This window comes from uncultured Mucilaginibacter sp. (genome assembly GCF_903893715.1).
In the GTDB taxonomy this organism is placed as follows: Bacteria; Bacteroidota; Bacteroidia; order Sphingobacteriales; family Sphingobacteriaceae; genus Mucilaginibacter.
Genome location: NZ_CAITNG010000013.1, coordinates 1 through 24640, shown reverse-complemented (window position 1 = coordinate 24640; position 24640 = coordinate 1). Strand labels below are relative to the sequence as shown.

Genomic DNA, 24640 nt, shown 5'->3' with positions numbered 1-24640 from the left:
TTTGACGTCGTAATATGCTAAAATGTTACAATGCGTTTTTATTACCAGGTATGACGCGGACTGGTGGTATTGTAATTGTTGTTCAAAAACAGGCCTATCATAATCTCGTGTGTACCGTTAGTCACTGTGCTCAGGTCCGATGTGGTATGATCATAAGCATAACCAACCGTCAGGAAAGAGCCGATATTAAAACCAAAGCTCCCCGAAATAGCATCGCTCTTGCGATAAGCACCCCCTATCCAAAAGTTATCCCGAAAAGCCATTTTAACGTTTGCGTCATAGGTTAGCGGATCAGGGTCCTTCGGTTTTATCATCATCGATGGTAATAAGGTAACATCATCGTCCATATAAATCTTTACGCCTGCGGTAAAAAAATATTGGGCGTAAGTCGCGCCTTGGTTATATACCGGGTTGCCTGTGAAACTTATGGTGCGTGGTATCAATTGCTGTGCCGACGCGCCAATAAAAAACGACGGACCGTACGCCCACACGCCAAGCCCCGCTTCTGGTATATATTGGTTGTTGCTGCCCTGGCTTATGGCAGGGTCCAGCGGGTTCACCAAAACAAGCTGACTAATATTCAGGTTGATGTTGTTGATGCCAAACGAAGCACCCGCGGCAAAGTTGAATTTATTGGTAACACGTATATGGTAGGCATAACTGGCATCAATGTGGGTCTGCTTAAACTCGCCCGTCTTATCGCTTACCACACTGAACCCTAACCCGCTATGGCTGGCCGAAGCACTGTAATCGTCGGGCCGGCCCATCGGGTTTTGGCTATTGGTTAGCATTTGGGTATAATCGTTCAGTGTAAAGTTCTTGTTCAAGGGCACGCTCAGCGTAACATAGGCGGTAGTTGGCGCCCCCTGCAAGCCCGACCATTGACTACGGTAACCTGTTTTAACGTCCCAATAACTTTCTATGCCTGTAACGGCAGGGTTTATCAAACCTTCGTTAAAGGTATATTGGGTATACTGTGGCAGTTGCTGCGCGCTCAACCGCCATGCAGATAGTAAAAAGAACAGGATCAATACTTTCTTCATACTATTTAATCAGGTTAACAGTGCCGGATAAAATACCTAATACATCCTTTGTATCAATGATGTAGTAATATGCTCCCACAGGCAATACCGTACCATTGTACTTTCCATCCCAAGGTGTGGGGTAGCCTACAGAGGAAAATACCATTTGCCCCCTGCGCGAGAATACTTTTACTGAACAATTTGGATAATTAATTAAAAAAGGAATATCCCAATTATCATTAACACCATCGCCATTGGGCGTAAACGCGTTGGGCACAATATTGCTTGCTACGGTAATGGTTCCCATCGTAATAATAGTAATGGTTTGCGTCGCGGTAGCAGGCAGGTAATTTGCGTTACCCGGCTGGGTAGCCGTAATGGTAGCCGTGCCAACGCCTGTTATTTTTAACATCGAACCATTTATTACAGCAATAGTAGGATCTGATGAGCTGAGCGTTACCGGCAATCCTGAATCGGAAGTAACAATTAGCATAATATCGGGGCTGCCCATAGTTTGCGTTGCAATCGGCGCGAACGTAATAATTTGCATTGCTCTATTGATGATCAGTTTTTGCGACACGGGCGCTACATTGACATAGCCCGGCTTGTTGGGCACAGTAGCCGTGATGGTATCAGTACCGGCGCCCACAATATGTATCTTTCCATTCACTATAATGGCTACTGCCGGGTTGGAACTGGTGTACATCACAGGGTCGCCCGAATCCACCGTTGCTCCCGGGTCAACATCGGGGCCACCATAGGTTAGGTTAGATATCGGGCCAAAGGTGAGCGCTCGTTGCGCTGCAATAACAGTAAGCACGCCCGGTACATAAGAAATAGTGTAATTAGGATCAACCGCACCTGTAACAGTAATAGGATAAGTGCCCGGTAACGAACTGACGGTTGCTGTGGTACTAATGGTTGGTTGTATAGTCAGGTTCGCAAATGATTCTCCGTTAACAAAACCTGTGTAGGTTACGATAAAAACAGGATTGGGCGTACCATAAGCCCTGCTCACACTTACGGGTGCCGAAATAGTTAGCGGCACAGGCAATACCGTAACTGTTTGGATAACCGATACAGCAGGCAAATAGGTTGAATTGCCGGGTTGCGTTGCGGTGATAACTGTAGTACCCACGCCCACTACATGTATATTTCCTCCAGCCGTAACAGTAGCTACCGCCGGGTTGCTGCTGGTATAAGTAACAGGCAAACCCGAACTTGCCGTAGCGTTTGGCAAAAAGTCCGGGTCTCCGTAGTTCTTAGTGATTGTGGTCGAATTACCTCCGGTAAAAGTAATAGTTTTTGGACTGGCCACGGCAATGGTTACCGTAGTAACACTGCTGCCAGCTGCGTTGTAGCCCGTAATGGTATAAACCGTTGCCGGCGAAGCTACGGTAGGCGTCCCGCTGATAATGCCAGTTGTTGGGCTAAAGCTCAATCCGGTTGGTAGTGTCTTATCGATGGTGTAGCCGGTCAATATTATCTTCCTGATTTTGTTTCCTACGGTTTCAGTAATATACATATTACCCAAACCATCTAACGTAACGCCTGATGGATAGTTAAAGCTTGCCGATAAACCTACTGCGTCTATTGATGAAGCTGAGCCGTTACCTGCCAGTGTACTCACCAAGCCAACAGGTGTAATTTTCCGAATTAGGTTGTTAAACTCATCAGCGACGAAAATATTACCGCTAACATCCACAGCAACCCCAAAAGGTTGGTTAAAACTTGCAGATGTTGCTAACCCGTTAGCATTGCCAATACTTCCACTTCCGGCAACAGTCGTAACAACCCCCGTGGAGGTTATCTTCCTGATCATATGATTGTCTTGATCTGCGACATATAAATTACCCGCCTGATCAATAGCCAAGCCTGAACAGCCATAAAAACCGGCTGCCGTACCCGTTCCATTTACAGCTGATGTTACACCACTTCCGGCAAAAGTACTGACAACGCCCGAAGGTGTGATTTTCCTCACCATATTGTTCATTCTATCGGCTACATACAAATTGCCAGCTGCGTCGAATACCAAACCCGCCGGGCTGCTAAAACTCGCGATCCCTGCGCTTCCGTTGTTAGAGCCTTGCAAGCCATTACCCGCAAATGTACTAACAGCACCAGTCGGCGTAATTTTCCTGATTAAATTATTGGTTTGGTCACCCACATAAACATTTCCTGTACCGTCAACAACTACGCCTCCCGGATAATTAAAACTAGCCGATGTACCAACAAAATTGCCTGTCCCAGGGAACCCACTTCCTGCAAGCGTACTAACAAAAGCCAAGGAGCTGATCTTTCTAATTGCATGATTGAAACAATCGGCTACGTAAAGGCTACCAGAAGCATCGATTGCCGCACCATAAGGGTGATCAAAACTTGCGGCATTACCTGTCCCATTTATAAACGCAGATGCGCCGCTCCCCGCAAAAGTGCTCACCTGCCCATAAATTGTTGCAGGCACCGCTCCACCTGTATTAACAGGCAATAAAGGCGTTATGGCTGCACCGGTTATGTAATTTTGCGGCGTTTGATAATATATATTTGGCGCAGTCAACAATACAAAGCCCGGTGATGAAACCGCACCACCCGGCCCGGTTACCGATACATTCCCAGACATTGCCCCTATCCCCACTACCGCCGTAATGGTTGTGGCCGAAACAATGGTATACGATGTTGCCATCACCCCGCCAATACTGACCGAGGTTACACCAAGCAGGTTTGTTCCTGTAATGGTTATTGTTGACCCGGAAACAGATGATGACGGGCTGAAAGATGTTATTGTTGGCACTCCCGACTGTGTAGTAAAACTCAGTATTGCCCCGTTTGCGGTACCACTTCCGTTTACCCCATTTATCCTGAAATAATAATTGGTATTTGGTATTAAGCCCGTCAGTACACTCGTAAAACTTACATTGCCTGTACCAGAGGCAATCGGACTTACACCCGAGCTTAGCGTTGCAATCGTCGACCCCGCAAGATTTGAGGCAGTGCCGTACTCAATGCTTACGGTCGTAATGCTTCCATTATCGTTAACGATGCCGTTTAAAGTAGCGCCAGTAGCCGTAACCGCTGTAGCGGGCTGAGTTGTGACAATAGGCGAAAGTGCATCCGTAAAGGCCCAAGCTGCACCTGTATTTACGTTGTCGCCCGTGCCACCCACTATCAATGTATTTCCATCTGCACTAACAGCAACCGACTCGCCTTGCAAGGCTGTTGCTGTGCCGCCCGTCCCTACTAGTTTGTTTCCTTGCTGTGTCCAAGAAATGCCGGCACGGCTGTACACCCAAACAGATCCCTGATTGTTATTATCATAGTGCCCGCCAACAATGGCGATATTTCCATCAGCACTTAAACTAACCGAAAAACCTTGTTGCACTATCGACCCACTACTACCTGTACCCACCAATTTATTGCCCTGTTGTGCCCAAATAGTACCACTACGGCTGAACACCCATGCGGCGCCAAGATGATTATTATCGATATACCCTCCAACCAAAGCTGTATTTCCATCAGCGCTTAGAGCCACCGAAACGCCTTGGTTTGCCGCTCCTACATTTCCGGTCCCTACCAACTTACTTCCTTGCTGTGTCCAGCTTCCCGCATTTAATGTATAAATCCAAACGGCACCCTGGCTCGAGTTATCGACATATCCGGCAGCACAAATGGTATTGCCGTCGCCACTGATGGCAACCGCATTGCCCTGAAAAGCCGCGCCAGAATTTCCGGCGCCTACAAGTTTATTACCTTTTTGCGACCATACACTATTGCTTCGCGTAAATACCCATACCGCACCTTGGTTGCTATTATCGCCGGGTCCTCCAACTATCGCAGTATTCCCGTCAGCACTTATCGATACTGATGCCCCTTGGCTTGCTCCGGCACCCGTGTACCCGGTGCCAATTAGCTTAGCCTGTTGTGTCCATGTGGTACCGCTCCGCGAAAACACCCACGCTCCTCCTGGTGGCGTATCCATATAGCCGCCAACAACAACTGTATTACCATCGGCACTTATCGCAACAGATGTACCCTGTTCGGCCTGAGCTGCCGAACCGGTACCTACAAGTTTGCTCCCTTGCTGCGTCCATATCCCACCACTGCGCACGTATACCCAAACCGCTCCTTGATTGCTATTGTCGGTAAAGCCGCCTAAAACCGCTGTGTTCCCATCAGCGCTTAAAGCCACTGAATAACCTAATCCGGCCCTTATGTTATTTGTACCCAATAGCTTGCCGCCTTGCTGTATAGCCGGATATGAAGTTGCTACTACCGAAAAAGCTCCTGCGGCGGAACCGGCACCCCCGGCTGTAGTTAAGGATACATTTCCTGTTACCGCTCCGGGCATTACCATGCCTACCAATTGGGTGCCGGTATTCGATATCACAATTGCTGTCGCCCCGCCAATCGAAAATGCAGTCGGGCTATTTAAATTAGTTCCATTAATGGTAACCAGAGTTCCCACGGGGCCTGAAGAAGGGCTAAATGAAGAAATATTTGGCGCCTGCGCTATAACTCCTACACTAATTAACAACCCCAAAAAAATCAGCAAGGTTAAACGCATTTCTTCCTTTATAATAATAATGCTATAAATATAATTTCTTTATATGATAAACGTAGTTAGTCAACAAATAAATCTTTTCATTTTAACAGGTTAACATTCTTAAAAGCAACCTTTTTATTTTTTCGTAACATTTGGTAACAAAACCTTATTGTTAACTTTAAATTGTTGCATCATTTTTTACGATATTGCCTCCATTTTAGTAAATAACGATAACCTACCCATTTAACATAACGGGCAAAATATGCCGGACGAGAAAAAAAACCTGAAAGAACTTGCTGTTTTCTTTTTACGATTAGGCTTTACGGCCTTTGGCGGCCCCGCAGCACATATCGCCATGATGCGTCAGGAAGCCGTGGTAAAGCGGGAATGGATGAGCGATCAACACTTCCTCGACCTGGTGGGCGCAACCAGTTTGATACCCGGCCCAAACAGCACCGAAATGGCCATCCATATTGGCCAGGAACGTGGCGGATGGCGCGGGTTGATTATCGCCGGGCTGTGTTTTATTTTGCCTGCCGTGTTGATTACCGGCTGCATAGCATGGTTGTACAAACTTTATGGGCAATTACCCCAAATACAACCTTTCGTTTACGGCGTAAAACCCGCGGTCATTGCGGTAATTATAGCGGCTATTTACCCATTGGCAAAAAAGTCCCTGCAAACCGTTGAATTAGGCGTCATCGGCGCCACGGCCATCGTTTTATGTTTGTTAGGCTTTTCGCAGATATTGGTATTGTTTGGGGCCGGCTTTGTGGCTATGGGGCTCGCGGCCATCCGTATCAAAATGAAAGGCTCACCAATGACACTGCTGCCACTTTTTCTAGCAAATAATACTGAGTTTTTCAGTCCGAAGAACATTAGTTTGTTCCTCTCTTTTTTAAAAATCGGCGCCATTCTTTACGGCAGTGGTTATGTACTGTTCGCTCTGCTCGATTCGGAATTGGTTAGCAAAGGCATCATATCGCACCGGCAACTGATAGATGCCATTGTAGTTGGCCAATTTACGCCCGGGCCTGTGTTCTCATCGGTTACTTTTATCGGCTATCAGGTAAATGGCATAAGCGGCGCTATAATTTCTACCATTGGTATATTTTTACCCTCGTTCCTGTTTGTTGCTTTGCTAAATCCGGTGGTGCGCATCATGCGCGGCTCAACATTGTTCGCAGCGTTTTTAAACGCGGTCAATGTAGCCTCAATAGCCTTGATACTGGTTGTTTGCTATCAGTTGGGCAAAGATAGTCTCACTAACTGGCGCGAAATTTTGATAGCGCTTTGTAGCGCGGTAATCCTATTCAGGTTTAACAAATTGAATAGTGCGTTTATTATTTTAGGTGGGTCCGTAGCCGGGTATTTATTGCTAATGGGTTAAGCCTTGTTGGCAGCCGAAGCAACTTCTTTTACCGGTTCAACCTCGCACGGGTAACCAAACAGACAACGGTCTTTTATCATGGTAGCAACCTCGGCAGGCACGTATGCCTCCCAACCCTCGGCGCCTTGCTTTATCAGTTCTAATACTTTATCGGTTTGTATGCTCAGGTTCTGCTCGTTATAATGCCTGATGTCTTCAATTTTATTGTTGGCAATAAGGTAACGATACAAATCAATCAGGTGTGCCGGCGGATGAAACCTCAGACAGTTCCATATCACCCCATCGCGAAGGGTGGGGTAGATAAACAGCTTCACATTTCGGCTGAACAGCGTCGCGAACGACTCCAAAATGCCACCCTGCAAATCCTGATAATGCTCTTCCGAAAAAATATACTCCAGATTAGGATAACCTAATACCACACCCATTTTTAATCTTGTTATTTTGGATAAGTAGGACACCAGTTTGTAATACTCATGAAAGTTTGAAATCAATACCGTTTGCCCCAGTGAGCAAAGGATATCTACCCTGTCAAGGAAATCTTTTTCATCTATCTCGTCAGTTGGGTTGGCATCGCGTTCCTTTAATGCCTGCAGGGTTAACTCGGTAATCACTACCACATTGGCGCTGTCAACCTCAGGTTCCTGCAAAAACTGTTTAACACCCGTGCTCAGCATATCCAAATGCACGTTGATAATAGGACGGAAACGCCCGCGTATCACAACAATATGCTTTTTGTACAGCACTTCGCTGGGTTGCTGGTTCTTGCCATCGGGGCCAAATACCGCCGCATCGGTAAATCCGTATTTTACCAGATGAAGGCTCATCAAGCGGTTATCTACCTTGGTAAAATCGGGACCCTCAAAACGTATCATATCGATTTGTATGCGGTCTTTCGATAAGTCGTCTATCAGCGAAAGCAAAAATACCGGCGGATTTTCGTGATAGTAAAAACAGGCATACATCAGGTTTACGCCCAGAATACCTACTGCCTGTTGTTGCAAATTATTGTCGTTGTCCAGCAGTTTTACGTGCAGCACTACATCGTTATACTCGCCGTTGGGTGTGAGTTGAAAACGCACCCCCATCCAGCCATGCCCCTCATTGGTTTTATGGTAATTAAGTGCCGAAAGTGTATCCGCAAACGAAAAGAAAGTGGTCGTATCGCCGCGTTGTTCGGCCAGGCGCTCTATCAATAAGCCATACTCATGGTCGAGCATTGATTTCAATCGGTTCTCGCTTACATACCGGCGCACTTGTTGCGCGCCGTATATGGCATCCGAAAAGGTCATATCATAAGCCGACATGGTTTTGGCAATAGTACCCGATGATGCCCCGGCTTTAAAAAAATTGGCCGCAACGTCCTGCCCGGCACCAATTTCGGCAAACGAGCCATAAATCTTGGGGTCCAGGTTAATTGCAAGCGCTTTTTGTTTAGTCCCAATTTCTTTATTATGAATGGTTTGCATGTTATTGCCCTTTTGTTTTTTGCATTGATAAGATGCATAAAAATACGGTTTTTTACAGAAATGGTCAGGATAAATTACAAAAAGCCACGAAACGGGTTTCATTTTTGAATTGAATATTCAAAAGCTCCAAAATTAAAAAAAGCCTTAACCATTGTTAAAGCTTTTTCCGATTCAAGTCGGGATGGCGGGATTCGAACCCACGACCTCCAGCACCCCATGCTGGCGCGATACCGGGCTACGCTACATCCCGAAATTAAATATAAAACCCTATCAAAATGACCTGCAAACACGGCCCTCCCGACCAAAGTCGGGACGCGATACCGGGCTACGCCACATCCCGAAAGGGCAACAAATTTATAAAAAATAGCACATCAAAAAATATACAAATAAAATCTTCTTGGTGTTGATAGAAATATGCGACAATTATTATCGTTTTAAACAAACTTTATTATATTAGCATACTAAACTTGCCTATGTCCGCAAACAGTAATTATGAGCTGCTGATTCAAAAGATCGACACCTTTATACGCAGGTATTATCTCAATAAACTGCTCAGAGGTGCTATTTTTTTGGGTGCGACTATTTTTACTGCTTACATACTTACTGTATTAAGCGAGTATTTTGGCAATTTTAGCATCATATTGCGCAGTTGCCTCTTTTTTGGCTATATTTTGCTCAATCTCGGTGTATTTTTTTGGTTGGTTTTCCCGCCGCTGTTGGCTTATTTCAGGTTGGGCAGTGTCATATCGCACGACGAAGCTGCCGAAATTATTGGAACTCATTTTACCGACATACAGGATAAACTGCTCAATACCCTCCAGCTAAAACGTCTAGCCGACGAAACACCCGGCCAACGCAGCCTTATCGAGGCCAGTATCGACCAAAAAATCGGGGCGTTAAAGCCTGTAAGCTTCCCTTCGGCCATTCGTATCAAAGAAAATACAAAGTATCTGAAATGGGCAATCGCGCCATTGGCAATAATTGTGTTATTGGCTTTTACCGTTCCTTCGGTATTGACCGATAGTACCGAAAGGCTGATCAAACACAACCAATACTTCGCACCAAAAGCACCGTTCCAATTCGTTGTTACCAACGCAAAATTGGCAGCTGTGCAGGGCGACGATTTTAAATTGGACCTTAAACTCACCGGCGATAAGTTTCCGAACGACGTATATCTCGAAACCGGCAACAATACGTTTAAGCTCGACAAGGAGAATATTGGCAAGTTTCATTATATCTTCTCCAACCTGCAGCAAAATGTCCGTTTTAAACTGAGCGGTAATGATTTCGAATCGCAGGAGTATGAGATAAGCGTTAACCTCAAACCATCGCTGTTACATTTTGATGTGGATTTGCAATACCCTGCCTATCTGCATAAAGCAGCAGAGCATGTAAACAACGCCGGCGACCTGAACATCCCCGAAGGTACTACCGTGCATTGGCAATTGCACACCCAAAATGCTGATGCCGTTTTATTCGAAATGAACAATCATGCGGATTACCTTAAACCGGCTGATAATATTTTTGTACATAACGAACGCGTGTTGTTGCCAACAACCTATACGCTCAAAGCCGTTAACCGCGCGGTAACCAACGGCGATTCGGCATCGTATCGCCTCAATGTAATAGCCGATCAGCCACCTACGATCTCGGTTGAGGAAAAACAAGATTCCATCAGTTCCAAGGCATTATATTTTAATGGTAATATCCAGGATGACCATGGTTTTTCGTCACTCACGTTTCACTATAAGGTGGATGCTCATAATAACCAAAAGCCGGCAATGATAACCAAGACCGTGAAAGCCGATTTGAGCACCACACAAACCGGATTTTTCTATTTTTGGGACTTGAAAGAACTTGGCGTTAAACCCGGCGATGAGGTTACTTATTACTTTGAGGTTGCCGATAACAATGGTGTAACCGGCCCCAAAACCGCGCGTACCCCCGAACGCGCTTTGCGGATGCCAACTGAACAGGAACTGAACAAAGCCCTTGATGCCGGTACACAATCTGTTAAAGAGAAAATGCAGTCGGCCATTAAGCTATCCGGAGAAGTTGAGCGCGATGCGCAAAAACTTAACCAAATGTTGTTGAACAAAAATTCGCTTTCGTTCGATGAAAAAAAACAAATAGAAGACCTGCTCCAAAAACGCAAGGAACTGGAAGACCTGGTACAGGATATACAGAAAGAAAACAAACAAAACTTATACAACAGGCAGGAGAACAAGCAGGAAGACGCGCAGATAATGGAAAAAGAGAAACAGATAAAAGACCTGTTCGACAATGTACTGGACCCAAAGACCCGCGAACTGTTAAAAAACCTGCAACAATTACTGGACCAGAGCCAAAAAGACCCAGCTCAGGACCAATTACAAAAAATGCAGACCGACAGCAAAACGTTGAAAAAAGAGCTCGACCGCATGCTGGAGTTGTATAAACAACTGGAGTTCGACCAAAAACTCAACCAGAATATTGACAAGCTGAACAAGCTGGCCGAAGACCAAAAAAAACTATCCGACCAGAGCAAACAACCAAACAGCGACGCGAAAGATTTGCAGCAACAACAGGATAAACTGAACCAGGATTTTAAAGATGTAGAAAAAGCTTTGGATGAACTGCAAAAGAAAAACGAAGACCTCGACCAGAAAAACAACTTCGATAACCCAAAAAAACAGGAGCAGAGTATTGACGACAAGATGAACAAAAGCTCGGACAAGCTAAGCAAAAACAACAAACAAGATGCATCCAAAGAGCAACAGGATGCAAGCCAGGAGATGAAACAGATGGCCGAAAAGATGCAGCAAGACGAGCAGGACAGTGAAGAGAACGCGGCTGAGATAAATGTGCAGGAGCTGCGCGAGCTGATTAAAAATCTGGTAAACAGTTCATTTGATGAAGAAAAAACTATGCAAACGCTTCGTGGCATCAGTCCGAACGATCCGAGTTACATCAGCTGGACAGAAAAACAAAAAGATATCAAGGATAATATGAAAAATGTGGAAGATAGTTTATATTCGTTGAGTAAACGTGTTCCACAAATACAATCAACAGTAAACAAAGAAGTTGCAACCATAAACACCAATATCGACCAGGCTATAGCCAGTTTGGGCGACAGACGTACGGGCGAAGCCAACCGAAATCAGCAATATGCCATGACCTCCATGAACAATTTGGCACTAATGTTGGCAGAGGCTTTGGAAAATATGCAAAATTCGATGAAGAATGCCAAAAGTGGCAAGGGCAAAAAGAAATCATCGTCCATGTCGCAATTGCGCAAAATGCAACAACAGTTGAACCAGAACATGCAAAAAATGCGCGACCAGTTGCAACAACAAGGCAATCAGGGCAAATCGGCACAACGGCAAGGACAGGAAGGCATGAGCGAGCAGCTGGCTAAAATGGCCCGCGAGCAGCAACAAATAAGGCAACAATTGCAGCAATTTAACAATGAGCAGATGAAAAGCGGGGGAAAAAACGCGGGCGATTTGGATAATATTGCGAAACAAATGGAACAAACTGAAAAAGATCTCGTAAACAGACGAATATTGGATGAGACTTTGAAAAGGCAACAGCAAATACAAACCCGGCTATTGGAAGCTGAAAAGGCTGAACAAGAGCAGGAGCAGGATAAGCAACGCGAAAGCAACGCCGGCAAAGACATCCCTCCGGGTTACATAAAAGCTCTGCAAAACTACCAGGTAATGAAAAACAAACAAACAGAACAGATACAGACCGTACCCCCGGCCTTGAACTACTATTATAAATCTAAAGTGAAGATATATTTTGATCAAATTAATGGCAAATAACATGGAAGAAGCCAAAATAGATACGGGGGCACTGTTTACTTTGCAACTGCCATCAAAAATGGAAAGCCTTAACGCGCTTGAAAAGCTGATTGAAGACTTAGCCGACAAGTATAGCATTGCCGATGACACTTTTGCCAATATGATGACCTGCTTAAACGAGGTTTTTATAAATGCTATTGTACACGGTAATAAATTACAAGCCGATAAAAAAGTTATTGTTAATGCCGAAGTTGACAACAAACGCATTATATGGACTGTTACCGACGAAGGCACGGGCTTTGATTATAACCACTTGCCCGACCCTACCGCAGCCGAAAACCTCGAGAACCTGACCGGTCGTGGTGTATTCATCATCAAACAACTGGCAGATCAATGTATTTTTAATGCTGCCGGTAATGAGGTTGAGCTGCATTTTAAGATATAGGAATGCGCATACCTGTCTTTTTTTTGAAGAGGATATAAAGTTTAAACCTAAAAACAAAACAGCCCTTCGCCAATGGATAAACGAGACCATTGTTAACGAAGGGGCCTCGTTAAGCGAAATCAATTATATTTTTTGCTCGGATGTGTACCTCATAGGGCTCAACCAGCAGTACCTGGACCACGATACCTATACCGATATCATTACGTTCGACAACTCCGAAATCGAAAAAAGTATTGCCGGCGATATATTTATTTCCGTCGACCGTATCCGCGAAAACGCGCTGACCTTTGGGATAGATGCCACACACGAACTGCAACGGGTAATGATTCATGGTGTTTTGCACTTGCTTGGTTATAAGGATAAAAGCAAAAAAGACAAAGCTTTGATGACACAGAAAGAGGACTTTTATCTTGACAAGGTAAAATTTTAGCTACCAGTTAGTTTTTTATAGTGATTCCGTCAAAAATCAGTAAAATTGTTTCAATTAAAAAAACTTAAAAAATGAAAACACTTGTTGTCCTGTTCATTATGTTATTTGTGGTGCCGGCATCGGTTTACGATTTCAAACTAAAATCTATCGATGGGGTGGATTTCAGTTTGGCAAAATACAAAGGCAAAAAAGTACTGGTTGTAAATACCGCTTCAAAATGTGGTTATACCTACCAATATGAGCAATTGCAAAAATTAGCCGACAAGTACAAAGATAAATTGGTTGTGGTAGGTTTCCCGGCAAACAATTTTGGCGGTCAGGAGCCGGGCACAAACCCCATGATAAAAGAGTTTTGTACAAAAAACTTCGGCGTAACCTTCCCGCTAAGCCAAAAAATAAGTGTAAAAGGCGACGACATCGACCCGTTGTTTAAATATCTTACCGCAGAGGCCAACCCCGATTTTACAGGCGAAATAAAATGGAACTTCGAAAAATTCCTGATTGACGAAAACGGCAAATTGATACACCGTTATCGCTCAACAGTTGAGCCGCTCGACCCGCAAATAACCAAAGAACTTTAAAAACGAAAAGCGCTTAACAAGCGCTTTTTTTATGCCATTGCCTTCCTCTGTTATCACTACATCAAACAAAAAATCAAAATATTCATTATATTGACTTCGGGTTCCATTTATTCATGATGTTAAAACACAAAATTCTTTTTATACTGCTGCTTGTATCGGTCGCAGGTTTCGCCCAAACAACCTTAATAGGCCCGTTAAATATTGAGGCCGCGTATAATAAAGGCACGCGCTCATACAGCGGCGCGCCCGGTAAACTGTACTGGCAAAATTCGGCCAGCTACAACATTAAAATAAATTTTGAGCCAACTACACGCATCCTGAACGGAACGGTTGATATTGACTACACCAACAATAGCCCCGATACTCTAAAACAATTGGTTTTTAAATTATACCCCAATTTCTTCGAGAAAAGCTCGTTGCGCAATTTCAAAGTCGAAGCAGCTGATTTGACAGATGGCGTAAAGCTCAATAAAATGAGCATCGACCAAAACAATCAGGATTTATCAAAGCTATCCATCGATGGTACCAATATGAGGGCCGATATTAAGCCTCTTTTGCCGCAAGGAAAGCTACACGTAACCATTGATTATACATATACGCTCAACCGCACATCGCATGTACGCACAGGTCAGGTTGACTCAGGCACCTATTTCATCGCTTACTTTTTTCCTCGCATAGCAGTTTATGATGACATCGACGGTTGGAACAAATACCCCTATTTAGGCAACGAAGAGTTTTATAATGATTTTTGCCATTTCAATGCCGAAATTACCGTACCCGGCACGTATGCCATTTGGGCTACCGGCGATTTAAAAAACCCGGAAGAAGTATATACCGATAAAATCATTAAACGCATACAACTGGCCGAAAAGACGGATACGGTAACCGACATCATTACCCCTGCCGACTTGAGCAACGGCAGCGTCACCCAAAAAAAAGCATTCAACACCTGGAAGTTTGAAGCCGATAATGTTCCAGATATGGCTTTTGCTTTAAGCGATCATTATATATGGAAAGCGGCAAGTTTGGTTGTCGATTCGGTTACTGGCCGCCGCACGCGCACCGATGCGGTTTTTAACCCTATCCATAAAGATTTTTACGAAGTGGCGGGGTACGCCCGTAAAACGGTGGAGGCGATGAGCTTCACCTTCCCTAAATGGCCCTACCCTTACCCGCACGAAACCGTTTTTGATGGATTGGACCAAATGGAATACCCCATGATGTGCAACGATAACCCGCTCGAAAAAGTGGCCGACGCTATTGAACTGACCGACCATGAGATATTTCACAGCATGTTTCCGTTTTACATGGGCACTAACGAAACAAAATACGGCTGGATGGACGAGGGTTGGGCCACCATTGGCGAATGGGTGATAACGCCCATTATAAACCCTGCTATAGTTGATGATTTTGCTGTCGACACTTACGAAAGCGATGCCGGAAAGGAAGATGATGTACCCATCATTACCCTTACCCCACAGCTGGCGGGTACCAGCTTTATAACCAACAGCTACCCTAAGCCGGGCTTGGGTTACCTGTATGTAAAAGATATGCTGGGCGATGCCTTATTTACCAAAGCGTTGCATTATTACATCGAACAATGGCACGGTAAGCATCCCATGCCCTACGATTTTTTTAATTGTATGAATACCGGATCGGGCATCAACCTCAATTGGTTTTGGAAAAACTGGTTTTTAGACCGTGGCACGCCCGACCAGGCGATAACCAAGGTAACAGCAAAAAACCACAAGGAATATCAGGTAATTATTACCAATATCGGCACGAAAATGGTGCCGGTTGACCTGACTATACATTACGTCAACGGCACCACAAAAAAAATTCATCGTGATGTATCATGCTGGAAGAACGGCAATAAAGCCATTGCCGTTGATTTTGTTGCGGATAAAACCGTTTTGAAAATTGAATTAGGCGGCACTTACGATGCAGATGTAAACAAGAAGGATAACGTATATATCATTACCAAATAGTATCAGGCTTTTAGCTCTGCTAAAACGGTAATACCGCCTTTAACAACTTCGTCCAAGCCAACGTTTACCTTGGTGCCCAGCGGTAAAAAAATATCTACCCGCGACCCAAATTTGATAAAGCCAAATTGTTCGCCCTGTTTAACCACATCGCCTTCCTTAACATACCAAACAATGCGGCGCGCCAATGCACCGGCTATCTGGCGGAACAAAACGATTGTCCCTTTGCTGTTTTCGATGGCGATGGTAGTACGCTCATTTTCGGTTGATGACTTTGGGTGCCACGCTACCAGATATTTGCCCGGGTGGTAACAAAAATATTTTACCATACCACCAATTGGGTTACGGTTGATATGTACGTTAATGGGCGACATGAAAACCGAAATTTGTATGCGTTTGTCTTTTAAAAACTCTGTTTCCTCAACCTCTTCTATTACCACAACTTTGCCATCGGCCGGGCAAAGTACCTGTTTATCTTTGGTAGTAATATTGATTGCAGGGCTCCTGAAAAACTGGAGGATGATAACAAAAAGCGCAAACGACAATATATAAATTGCCCATTTTAAAAATACGTACTGCGGACAATAAAACTGCAGCAACGCATTTAATACAAAAATGAACAATATGCATAGCGCGATAGAGGTATAACCTTCTTTATGGATAGTCATGTAATTGAATTTAGTGCAAAATTACTAATTTGTAATTAAGTAAAGGTAAGCAAAAACGATAGGGGCCGATAAAAACAAGCCGTCGAACCTATCCAACAGGCCGCCATGCCCCGGCAACAAACTGCCCGAATCCTTGGCATGTACGCTTCTTTTTAGCATCGATTCTACCAGGTCGCCCATGGTGCCAAAGCATGATATAAGGATGGCCATTGATGCCCATTGCCGCCATTCTATATCTTTAAAGTAGTAGGAGATAAGGATACTGATGGCAACGGTAAACAATAATCCGCCTATAAAGCCTTCCCAAGTCTTCTTTGGCGAGTGCCTTTCGAACAACTTGGTTTTGCCGAATAACAGGCCCACAACATAGGCCCCCGTATCGTTCGACCAAAGGAGCAGCAAAAAGACCAGCGGAAAATGGTTATTATAAACTTCGCCCGTAATAAATGCCAAACCGAAAAAGAAACTGAATGGAGCGATGGCGTATACCAGCCCCAAAATAGTGTAGGCTATGTTTACAAAAGGCGTTTCGGAGTGTTTATACAATTCGGCTATAAAAATGCTGCCCAAAACCGGTATGATAACCAATAACCATTTCGAATCGATATGGAGTATATAATGTAGTCCTATCCCGGCGAATATGCACCCGCCGCCGATTAAACCGGCAACCCTGTTGGGGTTTATTGTCTCCGATTTGACGATTTTGTAAAATTCATTTAAGCACAAAAAGCTAAGCAATGTAAAAAAAGCAGTGAAAATATATGGCCCGGTTAGCACCGATGCCAGCATAATAACAACAAAAAAGAAGCCGGTTATGGCACGAGTTTTCATAAATTAAGCGTTTGGTTCAGGATGATAAGCTCAATGGCTTTACTAAAATCTTCCTGATGTATATATACCTCGATGTTTCCAAAGGAACGGTGCGACAAATCTTGTTTGTTAAATAACACACTGGCTATCTGGTGCTCAAAAAGCACTTGCTTTACAATCTCCGAACGGTAGTAATCACTCGAAGTGTAGATTTTTACCCAGTCCCTTTCCATTTTGCTCAACTAACTTATTTTTAGTTACTGATACCTTTTGGTAAACAAAAAACAAAAATACGGTAAAAATCAAGCTTAATGTTCCAATAATGTAATTATAATGGCTCGAGTCGGGGTCGAAACTAATAATTTTTTGCTGAAACAGATAAGTGAGCACCACATCGGTACCATTGTTTATAAAATGGGCCAATACACCCGTCCAAATGCTGCCGCTCCAGTAAACAAAATATCCAAAAAAAACGCCTAATACCATCCGGGGCAAAAAGCCAAAAAATTCCATGTGGAACGCGCTGAAAATAATGGCGGCTATCCATATACCCCAATGGTGATTTTTGGTCCAACTGGTAAAAATACTTTGAACGCATCCCCTAAACAAAAACTCTTCGGCTATGGCAGTTAATAACCCAATTTCCAAAACGGCAAATAACATGCTGCCAAATGTTTTCATTTGCAATAGGGCCTGCATTTCGGTCGTGGCAGCATCTTCCTTATCACGCATCCATTGCTGCAGCCACTTTAACGAATGCGGCAACACCATTTTCTGGTTCATGTCGATCAAAAACTCCATAAAGGGCATCGAAACCAACATCACCAAAAGCACCAACCCAAAAAAAGCAGGAGCAATTTTGATAGCAGGTTTAAGATAAGCCTTTGGCTCGTTTACCACGTATCGTGCAAAAACAACCGGCGCAATGAATAACGGGATGGTTGTGCTCGCTATCTGCAATATCCAAATCGAGGTGGTTACGTTTGGTGCAGTAGTATCAAATGCCATTATCTGGTTTATGGTGCCCAAACCATAAAGAACGGTAACCAACGCCATTCCAATCAATGTGCCAGCTATCATCATACCCAGGCTTATGCCTATCAAAACTAAAAATTGCATGCTCGGGTGCATCTTGCTCGGGGCCTCTACTGTCATATAAGTTAATATTTGTATTTTTGCAGCGTTTAAAGATACTCATGTCTGTTCAAATAGGAAATATTGATTTAGGGAAATTCCCTTTGTTGCTTGCGCCGATGGAGGATGTGAGCGATCCGCCCTTCCGTTTTGTATGCAAACAAAACGGTGCCGACATGATGTATACCGAGTTTATCTCATCCGAAGGCTTGATACGCGACGCCGCCAAAAGCCTGAAAAAACTGGACATTTTTGAATATGAACGCCCAATAGGGATACAAATATTTGGCAGCGATATCGATTCAATGCGCAGGGCAACCGAAATTTCAACCCAAGCCAACCCGGACCTAATGGACATCAACTACGGTTGCCCGGTAAAAAACGTGGCCTGCCGCGGTGCCGGTGCAAGTTTGTTGCAGGATATTGATAAAATGGTTGCCATGACGAAGGCTGTTGTCGAATCGACACACTTGCCGGTCACAGTAAAAACCCGTTTAGGTTGGGACGACAATACGAAAAATGTATATGAAGTTGCCGAGCGCCTGCAGGACGTTGGCATAAAGGCGTTGACCATACATGGCCGCACGCGTGCACAAATGTATAAAGGCGTTGCCGATTGGAGCTTGATAAGCGAGATAAAAAAGAACCCCCGGATACAGATACCTATATTTGGTAACGGCGATATCGATTCGCCCGAAAAGGCTGCCAACTGGCGCTTGGAATACGGCGTTGATGGGATGATGATAGGTAGGGCCGCTATTGGTTACCCTTGGATTTTTCGCGAAATCAAACACTTTTTTGAGACCGGTGAGCATATGGATAAACCCACTATTGCAGAACGAGTTGAAGTATGCCGCACACATCTTGAAAAATCAATTGAGTGGAAGGGTCCCAAAACAGGGATTTTTGAAATGCGCAGGCATTATTCGAACTACTTTAAAGGTCTCGAAAATTTTAAAGAAACCCGCATGAAACTGGTATCATCCGAAAACATTGGCGAGATATACGAGCTTTTACAAAGCGTGCAGGAAAAGTTTTCATTAGAAACTGCTTAAATTATTACCGCGATAATTTATACCTCAATAAAAACGTTGAAACATTATTGAACAAAATGATCTTTATATGATGCGGAAGTTTCACTAAAGTGAATTTTTTATTTATGTTTGAATTATAAGTTTCATGATATGATCAATACAATTACTGAAGGTGTTAAGGTATCTGTAGAAACCATTTACCAGCCGGAATACTCAAACCCTGCCAACGATCATTTTATGTTTGCCTATAAAATCAACATCGAAAACGTCGGCAATTTTGCAGTGCAGTTGTTACGCCGCCATTGGACCATCTTTGATTCGAACGGCACCAAACGCGAGGTTGAAGGCGAAGGTGTTGTTGGCGTGCAACCAATTATCGAACCCGGCGCTTCGCATGAATATGTTTCGGGCTGCAACTTAAAAACCGACACCGGCAGCATGAAAGGCGAATACCAGATGCTGAGGCTGATGGATGACTTTTTGTTCAACGTTAAAATACCCGAGTTCTATTTAATAGCACCGTACAAATTGAATTAAGTGATATCCGATATAAAAAGAAAAACCCGCTACAAGGTGGGTTTTTCTTTTTATTCTATCTCCGAATGGAATACTATTCGAATTGATTCTTTATATCGTATCCGTATTCTTTGAGTAATTTTTCTTTAGTAAAGTGGTCAACATCTGCTTTCACCATTTCGTGCACCAGCATAGCAAGGTCGTATTTTGGCTTCCAACCCAGTTTGGTATTTGCTTTTGTGGGGTCGCCAATTAACAAATCCACCTCGGTTGGGCGAAAATACTGTTTATCTACAGCCACAACCAACTTGCCCACCGGCAACTGGTACTTTGCATTTGAACACGATACCACGTATCCTTTCTCGTCAGCACCCTCGCCTTTAAATTCAACTTCTATCCCTACCTCTTTGAACGACATACGCACAAATTCTCGAACGCGTGTGGTAACCCCTGTGGCTATAACGTAATCTTCGGCTACATCTTGCTGCAGTATCAGGTACATTGCCTCTACATAATCCTTGGCATGGCCCCAGTCGCGTTGTGCATCCAGATTACCCAGGTACAACTCGTCTTGTAGTCCCAATGCTATTTTGGCCACGGCACGTGTAATTTTACGGGTAACAAAAGTTTCACCGCGCAATGGGCTTTCATGGTTAAATAATATACCGTTACAGGCGTATATGCCATAAGCCTCACGGTAGTTCACGGTTATCCAGTAAGCGTACATTTTTGCTACGGCATAAGGTGAACGAGGGTAAAATGGGGTTGTTTCCGATTGCGGCACGGCCTGTACCAATCCGTACAATTCGGATGTCGATGCCTGATATATCCGCGTTTTCTTCTCTAAGCCCAATATCCGGATGGCTTCCAATAATCGAAGCGTACCGATACCGTCAGCGTTAGCGGTATATTCGGGGGTGTCAAAACTCACCTTAACGTGCGACATGGCACCCAGGTTATATATCTCATCAGGCTGTACCTGCTGTATAATCCTGATTAAGTTTGTCGAGTCCGACAAATCGCCGTAGTGGAGCTTGAATTTTACATGTTTATCATGTGGGTCCTGGTATAAATGATCTATACGATCGGTATTAAACAACGAGCTTCTCCTTTTAATACCATGTACTTCATACCCTTTAGCCAATAACAACTCCGCCAAATAGGCACCATCTTGCCCGGTAATCCCTGTAACTAACGCTATTTTCATCCTATTCTAATAAACTGTCTTTTTATAACACAACAATTGTCGCTTGCAAAATAACACAAAAAAAGCAACTAAACCATTGCGTTGCGTAATATATCAGGTTTTTTCTATCAGTATTTTACTTAATGCCATGGCACTTTCAATGCATTTGTCCATATTGTAATACTCCCATTCGGCAAACCTGCCTAACAAGTAAATATGGTTTGCCGCAAGTAGATTTTTTAAAACCTCTATCTTACTGCGTGTATCTTTTTGCTGTATAATGTATGAGTTAGATTCGTAATTAAATGCTAATGCCTTTAAATTTCCCGGCAACAGCGCTAATTCCTTCAACATATCTTCCTCACTGTGTTTACCCGAAAACTCCACCACACATGTCTTTCTATTTGAGCCTTCGTTATTAGAAGGGCTAAAGTTGCCGGTATATATGATTCGATGCGCCTTAAATTTTTCTTCAGGAAGATATAGCCACGATATGTCATTGTCGTCCGTTTGGCACAAAACATTTGATGTTCCGTTTGAGGGTAGTTTGGAAACCTGATACAAAGCATCACTCAATTCTGCGTTGTCAGTTTCAATTATTGAGGATAATATCCTTACATCGCCACAATACACCAATACATCTGCATCCTGATCGTTGTTGACGGATACCCTACCGGATTTATATTTTATTGACTCCACATTGGAGGATGTTGCAATATTCAAATTTTCGGCCAGGCGATTAACAATGAATTGCGACCCATCCCTCACGGGATAATAAAACCGGGCGTGCACCATTTCAGTTTCTTCGAGTTTTACAATATTACTAATGATTACGTCATCAATATTGGGCATGGGCAATTTGCCGTCCAACCATTCCAACGGTACTTTACTGATGTCGGTATTCCATATTTTTGTGTTGTACGGGCCGAAATACAAGCGGAACAAGGTTTCACCAAAATTCCCGATCAAAAAAGATTGGAAATCACCATACGCATCAGGTGTTTTATACCCGGCTTTGCTGATGGCGAGCAACTCTTTTACAATATCCTTTACCAAATGAGGAGGGAGTTGATACAGAAAATTTTCGATGGGATAACCAATCAGCTGGCCTGAGAAAAGTATTTTGGCATTCCTAACGGCCAACAAAAACTCTTTTTCCTTGTCAAAGTGCTCCCAAAACCATTGTGTTACTTCGGGGTTTTTGCTGTTGAAAACATGGCCGCCAACTCTATGGAACAAATTGCCATCAATGCGGTCGCATTTTATCAAGCCACCAATCATTGCCGACCGCTCTAAAACCTGCACATCATATTCTTTGGCCAACAAATGGCTGATGCTCAAGCCCGAAATGCCCGAACCGATTATAATGGCTTTTCTTTTCATTAATATTTAAACTTAATTGGGGTGGTTATAAATTTGAAAAACATGATAACAGATACCCTTGACATACCCCTCAATATATAAAAAATATAGGATTTTAGTTTCCAAGTGTTAGATGTAAAACACCTCAACTATACCGTGGTTTTAACCATCATGCTATCTTTCTTTTTGTCAAGCAATTCAAACTGGGAGTTTTTGCTTACAAATTCGGGAACAATCATCTTCATTTTTTCTACCAACGCGGTATTGTTGTTTTGCTTGTTCAATGCAATTAATTCGTCAATATCGTCAATAACCTGTTGATATGGGTAGGTAATCACCTTGGCTATTTTTATTTTTTCGTGGTGCGTAGGTAAAGTAAGCTCTTCCTGGTTAAGCAGCTCTTCGTGCAACTTCTCGCCCGGCCTTAAACCGGTGTAGGTGATTTTGATATCCTTATCTGGCACCAGCCCGGCTAATCTTATCATGTTCATTGCCAAATCTGATATCTTAACCGGTTTGCCCATATCAAATATGTAAATCTCGCCGCCAACACCCATTACGCCGGCTTCAAGCACGAGTTGAACGGCTTCGGATATCGTCATAAAATAACGCATGATTTCAGGGTGTGTAACGGTGATTGGTCCGCCCTTTTGTATCTGCGACCTAAAACGCGGTATTACCGAACCGTTTGAGCCCAGAACATTACCAAAACGAGTTGTAATAAAACGGGTCTTTATCACCTCATTATTAGCTATATGTTTGCTTTTTAATGATTGTATATAAATTTCCGCTATCCGTTTGGTGGCGCCCATTACATTTGTCGGATTTACGGCTTTATCAGTCGATATCATCACAAACTTTGATGCGCCAAAAGCAACGGATAAATCGGCTACATGTTTAGTACCTAAAACGTTGGTGAATACGGCTTCCGATGGGTTATCCTCCATCATAGGCACATGCTTATAGGCAGCTGCATGAAACACCATTTCCGGACGATAATTCAAGAAAAGGCCCTTCATACGCTGATAATTCCTGATATCGGCGATAAAAATCACGCTCGGTACATCGGGATAATTTTCTTGTACCTCCAATTGCATATCGTGCAATGGCGACTCGGCCTGATCACACAAAATAACCATTGCCGGACCGTAAGTCATTACCTGCCTCACTATTTCGGAGCCGATAGATCCGGCAGCCCCGGTTATCAAAACACGTCGGCCCCTTATATCTTCAGAAATTGTTGTCGTATCTATGGTTATGGGCTTCCGTTGCAGCAGATCTTCAATCTTCAGGTCTTTAACCTGTTGCATATTTAGCTTACCATATATCCATTGCTCGGCAGGGGGCACCGTAAGTACCTGAATATTTAATGCCAAGCATTCGTCGAGTGCCGATTTTTTTGCATCGTCTTCAAGATTATCGTTCGTGATAATCATTTTTTCGACGTTGCGCTTTTCCATCAATTCGGCCATCCTGGCCACCGAATACACCCTTATTTGTTCGATTTCCTTATCAACTTTACTAAGGTCGGCGGCCACAAAAACAACCTGTTAATTATATTGTTTATTTTTGTCGGAACAGTCAATTGGCTTTGCTGTTCTATTGTGTCATTTTACATTATGCTATGATAAATACCTGTTTTAAAAAAGGCACATTATCGATCATTTGTTTTTTTGTGTTTGCTCTTACGTTTCAAGGCTATTCACAATTGGTGTATCAACCTTATTCGTACCAATTCTATCAAAAACTTAATACGGGGTTATATTCTCCTAATACAGCTTTGCACACTTCGGTCAAACCGTTTTTGATTCCCGACTCCGGTGATATAAGAACAGTTTATGATTCGTTGTTGAGTACAGAACAACACGCAACAAAAAGAAGCTGGCTACACCGCATACTGTTTGATCAGCACCTGGTTGACGTAAAAAACAAGGATTACACTTTTTACTTTGATTATATTACCGATCTGCAGATAGGCCGCGAGTTTACGGCGGGTACCGCACCTAATTTAAATACCCGGGGGTATCAGGCAGGCGGAACTATTGGCAAAAAATTCTTTTTTTATACAAGCGGGTACGAAAACCAGGGGGCTTTTGCCAACTATGAACAGAACTACATCAATACCTTAAAAATCATCCCCGGCGAGGGGCAAGACCGGACGCTTATAGGCCAGTCGACGATAAAAAACACTAACGATTGGTCGTACGTTACCAGCCTTGCCGGTTATGCCCCTAACAAATTTTTAACAATTGAATTAGGGCAGGATAAAACATTTATTGGTGATGG

At 43.6% G+C, this 24640-nt stretch carries 18 protein-coding genes, 1 tRNA gene and 1 pseudogene; 9 read left to right on the top strand and 11 right to left on the bottom strand.

Going from position 1 to position 24640, the window contains the following annotated elements:
• Positions 1–41 precede the first annotated feature (41 nt).
• Positions 42–1043, bottom strand: coding sequence for a type IX secretion system membrane protein PorP/SprF (locus QZX97_RS01640; RefSeq protein ID WP_295648929.1), 1002 nt, complete (start codon positions 1041–1043; stop codon positions 42–44).
• A 1-nt stretch (position 1044) separates the two neighbouring features.
• Positions 1045–5484, bottom strand: coding sequence for a gliding motility-associated C-terminal domain-containing protein (locus QZX97_RS01635; protein ID WP_295664065.1), 4440 nt, complete (start codon positions 5482–5484; stop codon positions 1045–1047).
• 340 nt (positions 5485–5824) lie between these two features.
• Here QZX97_RS01635 and chrA point away from each other — a divergent pair, with 340 nt between their 5' ends.
• Complete coding sequence (gene chrA / locus QZX97_RS01630; protein WP_295648924.1) at positions 5825–6952, top strand: chromate efflux transporter; 1128 nt, start codon at positions 5825–5827, stop codon at positions 6950–6952.
• On the opposite strand, the gene QZX97_RS01625 is transcribed toward chrA, so the two are convergent.
• Together QZX97_RS01625 and QZX97_RS01620 are read right to left on the bottom strand one after the other, a co-directional pair.
• Positions 6949–8418, bottom strand: a complete 1470-nt coding sequence (locus QZX97_RS01625) for a TonB-dependent receptor (RefSeq protein WP_295648921.1) — start codon at positions 8416–8418, stop codon at positions 6949–6951. The two genes, chrA and QZX97_RS01625, sit on opposite strands and share 4 nt — an antisense overlap.
• Before the next feature lie 176 nt (positions 8419–8594).
• Positions 8595–8668, bottom strand: a tRNA-Pro gene (locus tag QZX97_RS01620).
• 223 nt (positions 8669–8891) lie between these two features.
• Here QZX97_RS01620 and QZX97_RS01615 point away from each other — a divergent pair.
• The 5 genes from QZX97_RS01615 to QZX97_RS01595 all read left to right on the top strand — a co-directional run bounded on the left by QZX97_RS01615 (position 8892) and on the right by QZX97_RS01595 (position 15647).
• Complete coding sequence (locus QZX97_RS01615; protein WP_295648918.1) at positions 8892–12224, top strand: DUF4175 family protein; 3333 nt, start codon at positions 8892–8894, stop codon at positions 12222–12224.
• Positions 12214–12648, top strand: a complete 435-nt coding sequence (locus tag QZX97_RS01610; protein WP_295648915.1) for an ATP-binding protein — start codon at positions 12214–12216, stop codon at positions 12646–12648. The genes QZX97_RS01615 and QZX97_RS01610 overlap by 11 nt, the downstream gene beginning before the upstream one ends.
• Complete coding sequence (ybeY, locus tag QZX97_RS01605) at positions 12620–13078, top strand: rRNA maturation RNase YbeY (protein WP_295664062.1); 459 nt, start codon at positions 12620–12622, stop codon at positions 13076–13078. The genes QZX97_RS01610 and ybeY overlap by 29 nt, the downstream gene beginning before the upstream one ends.
• 71 nt (positions 13079–13149) lie before the next feature.
• On the top strand, positions 13150–13659 hold the full coding sequence (locus tag QZX97_RS01600; RefSeq protein WP_295648910.1) for a glutathione peroxidase: 510 nt from the start codon (positions 13150–13152) through the stop codon (positions 13657–13659).
• A gap of 113 nt (positions 13660–13772) precedes the next feature.
• A complete protein-coding gene (locus QZX97_RS01595) occupies positions 13773–15647 on the top strand; it encodes a M1 family metallopeptidase (protein WP_295648908.1) in 1875 nt (624 codons plus the stop codon).
• Between the two features lie 2 nt (positions 15648–15649).
• On the opposite strand, the gene QZX97_RS01590 is transcribed toward QZX97_RS01595, so the two are convergent.
• From QZX97_RS01590 to QZX97_RS01575, 4 genes are read right to left on the bottom strand one after another with little or no spacing between them, the layout of a single operon-like run.
• The gene (locus tag QZX97_RS01590) at positions 15650–16312 is read right to left on the bottom strand and encodes a phosphatidylserine decarboxylase family protein (protein ID WP_295648907.1); all 663 of its coding nucleotides are present in this window, start codon (positions 16310–16312) and stop codon (positions 15650–15652) included.
• A gap of 24 nt (positions 16313–16336) precedes the next feature.
• Positions 16337–17143, bottom strand: coding sequence for a phosphatidate cytidylyltransferase (locus tag QZX97_RS01585; protein WP_295648905.1), 807 nt, complete (start codon positions 17141–17143; stop codon positions 16337–16339).
• The gene (locus QZX97_RS01580) at positions 17140–17355 is read right to left on the bottom strand and encodes a DUF2007 domain-containing protein (protein WP_295648902.1); all 216 of its coding nucleotides are present in this window, start codon (positions 17353–17355) and stop codon (positions 17140–17142) included. The genes QZX97_RS01585 and QZX97_RS01580 overlap by 4 nt, the downstream gene beginning before the upstream one ends.
• Positions 17318–18277, bottom strand: a complete 960-nt coding sequence (locus QZX97_RS01575) for a CPBP family intramembrane glutamic endopeptidase (protein ID WP_295648899.1) — start codon at positions 18275–18277, stop codon at positions 17318–17320. The genes QZX97_RS01580 and QZX97_RS01575 overlap by 38 nt, the downstream gene beginning before the upstream one ends.
• A 41-nt stretch (positions 18278–18318) precedes the next feature.
• On the opposite strand from QZX97_RS01575, the gene dusB reads away from it, so the two are divergent.
• Positions 18319–19311: a tRNA dihydrouridine synthase DusB gene (dusB, locus tag QZX97_RS01570; RefSeq protein ID WP_295648896.1), complete on the top strand. Its 993-nt coding sequence runs from the start codon at positions 18319–18321 to the stop codon at positions 19309–19311.
• 129 nt (positions 19312–19440) lie between these two features.
• Positions 19441–19827 carry a Co2+/Mg2+ efflux protein ApaG gene (gene apaG, locus QZX97_RS01565; protein ID WP_295648892.1) on the top strand — a complete coding sequence of 129 codons (387 nt, stop codon included), beginning with the start codon at positions 19441–19443 and terminating at the stop codon, positions 19825–19827.
• A 73-nt stretch (positions 19828–19900) separates the two neighbouring features.
• Here the strand turns inward: apaG and gmd are convergent, their stop codons facing one another.
• The 3 genes from gmd to QZX97_RS01550 form a co-directional block, all read right to left on the bottom strand.
• Positions 19901–21013, bottom strand: a complete 1113-nt coding sequence (gene gmd, locus QZX97_RS01560; RefSeq protein WP_295648890.1) for a GDP-mannose 4,6-dehydratase — start codon at positions 21011–21013, stop codon at positions 19901–19903.
• A 93-nt stretch (positions 21014–21106) separates the two neighbouring features.
• Positions 21107–22375: an NAD(P)-binding protein gene (locus QZX97_RS01555; RefSeq protein WP_295648888.1), complete on the bottom strand. Its 1269-nt coding sequence runs from the start codon at positions 22373–22375 to the stop codon at positions 21107–21109.
• A gap of 128 nt (positions 22376–22503) precedes the next feature.
• Complete coding sequence (locus tag QZX97_RS01550) at positions 22504–23892, bottom strand: nucleoside-diphosphate sugar epimerase/dehydratase (RefSeq protein WP_295648884.1); 1389 nt, start codon at positions 23890–23892, stop codon at positions 22504–22506.
• 311 nt (positions 23893–24203) lie between these two features.
• On the opposite strand from QZX97_RS01550, the pseudogene QZX97_RS01545 reads away from it, so the two are divergent.
• Positions 24204–24640 (top strand): annotated as a pseudogene (locus QZX97_RS01545) (gliding motility protein RemB); the annotation flags it as partial.

What these genes read in the sequence shown, in the direction of transcription:
- QZX97_RS01640 (WP_295648929.1), bottom strand. Translation starts at nt 1,043, where the DNA reads ATGAAGAAAGTATTGATCCTGTTCTTTTTACTATCTGCATGGCGGTTG.
- chrA (WP_295648924.1), top strand. Translation starts at nt 5,825, where the DNA reads ATGCCGGACGAGAAAAAAAACCTGAAAGAACTTGCTGTTTTCTTTTTA.
- QZX97_RS01625 (WP_295648921.1), bottom strand. Translation starts at nt 8,418, where the DNA reads ATGCAAACCATTCATAATAAAGAAATTGGGACTAAACAAAAAGCGCTT.
- QZX97_RS01615 (WP_295648918.1), top strand. Translation starts at nt 8,892, where the DNA reads ATGTCCGCAAACAGTAATTATGAGCTGCTGATTCAAAAGATCGACACC.
- QZX97_RS01610 (WP_295648915.1), top strand. Translation starts at nt 12,214, where the DNA reads ATGGCAAATAACATGGAAGAAGCCAAAATAGATACGGGGGCACTGTTT.
- ybeY (WP_295664062.1), top strand. Translation starts at nt 12,620, where the DNA reads ATGAGGTTGAGCTGCATTTTAAGATATAGGAATGCGCATACCTGTCTT.
- QZX97_RS01600 (WP_295648910.1), top strand. Translation starts at nt 13,150, where the DNA reads ATGAAAACACTTGTTGTCCTGTTCATTATGTTATTTGTGGTGCCGGCA.
- QZX97_RS01595 (WP_295648908.1), top strand. Translation starts at nt 13,773, where the DNA reads ATGATGTTAAAACACAAAATTCTTTTTATACTGCTGCTTGTATCGGTC.
- QZX97_RS01590 (WP_295648907.1), bottom strand. Translation starts at nt 16,312, where the DNA reads ATGACTATCCATAAAGAAGGTTATACCTCTATCGCGCTATGCATATTG.
- QZX97_RS01585 (WP_295648905.1), bottom strand. Translation starts at nt 17,143, where the DNA reads ATGAAAACTCGTGCCATAACCGGCTTCTTTTTTGTTGTTATTATGCTG.
- QZX97_RS01580 (WP_295648902.1), bottom strand. Translation starts at nt 17,355, where the DNA reads ATGGAAAGGGACTGGGTAAAAATCTACACTTCGAGTGATTACTACCGT.
- QZX97_RS01575 (WP_295648899.1), bottom strand. Translation starts at nt 18,277, where the DNA reads ATGACAGTAGAGGCCCCGAGCAAGATGCACCCGAGCATGCAATTTTTA.
- dusB (WP_295648896.1), top strand. Translation starts at nt 18,319, where the DNA reads ATGTCTGTTCAAATAGGAAATATTGATTTAGGGAAATTCCCTTTGTTG.
- apaG (WP_295648892.1), top strand. Translation starts at nt 19,441, where the DNA reads ATGATCAATACAATTACTGAAGGTGTTAAGGTATCTGTAGAAACCATT.
- gmd (WP_295648890.1), bottom strand. Translation starts at nt 21,013, where the DNA reads ATGAAAATAGCGTTAGTTACAGGGATTACCGGGCAAGATGGTGCCTAT.
- QZX97_RS01555 (WP_295648888.1), bottom strand. Translation starts at nt 22,375, where the DNA reads ATGAAAAGAAAAGCCATTATAATCGGTTCGGGCATTTCGGGCTTGAGC.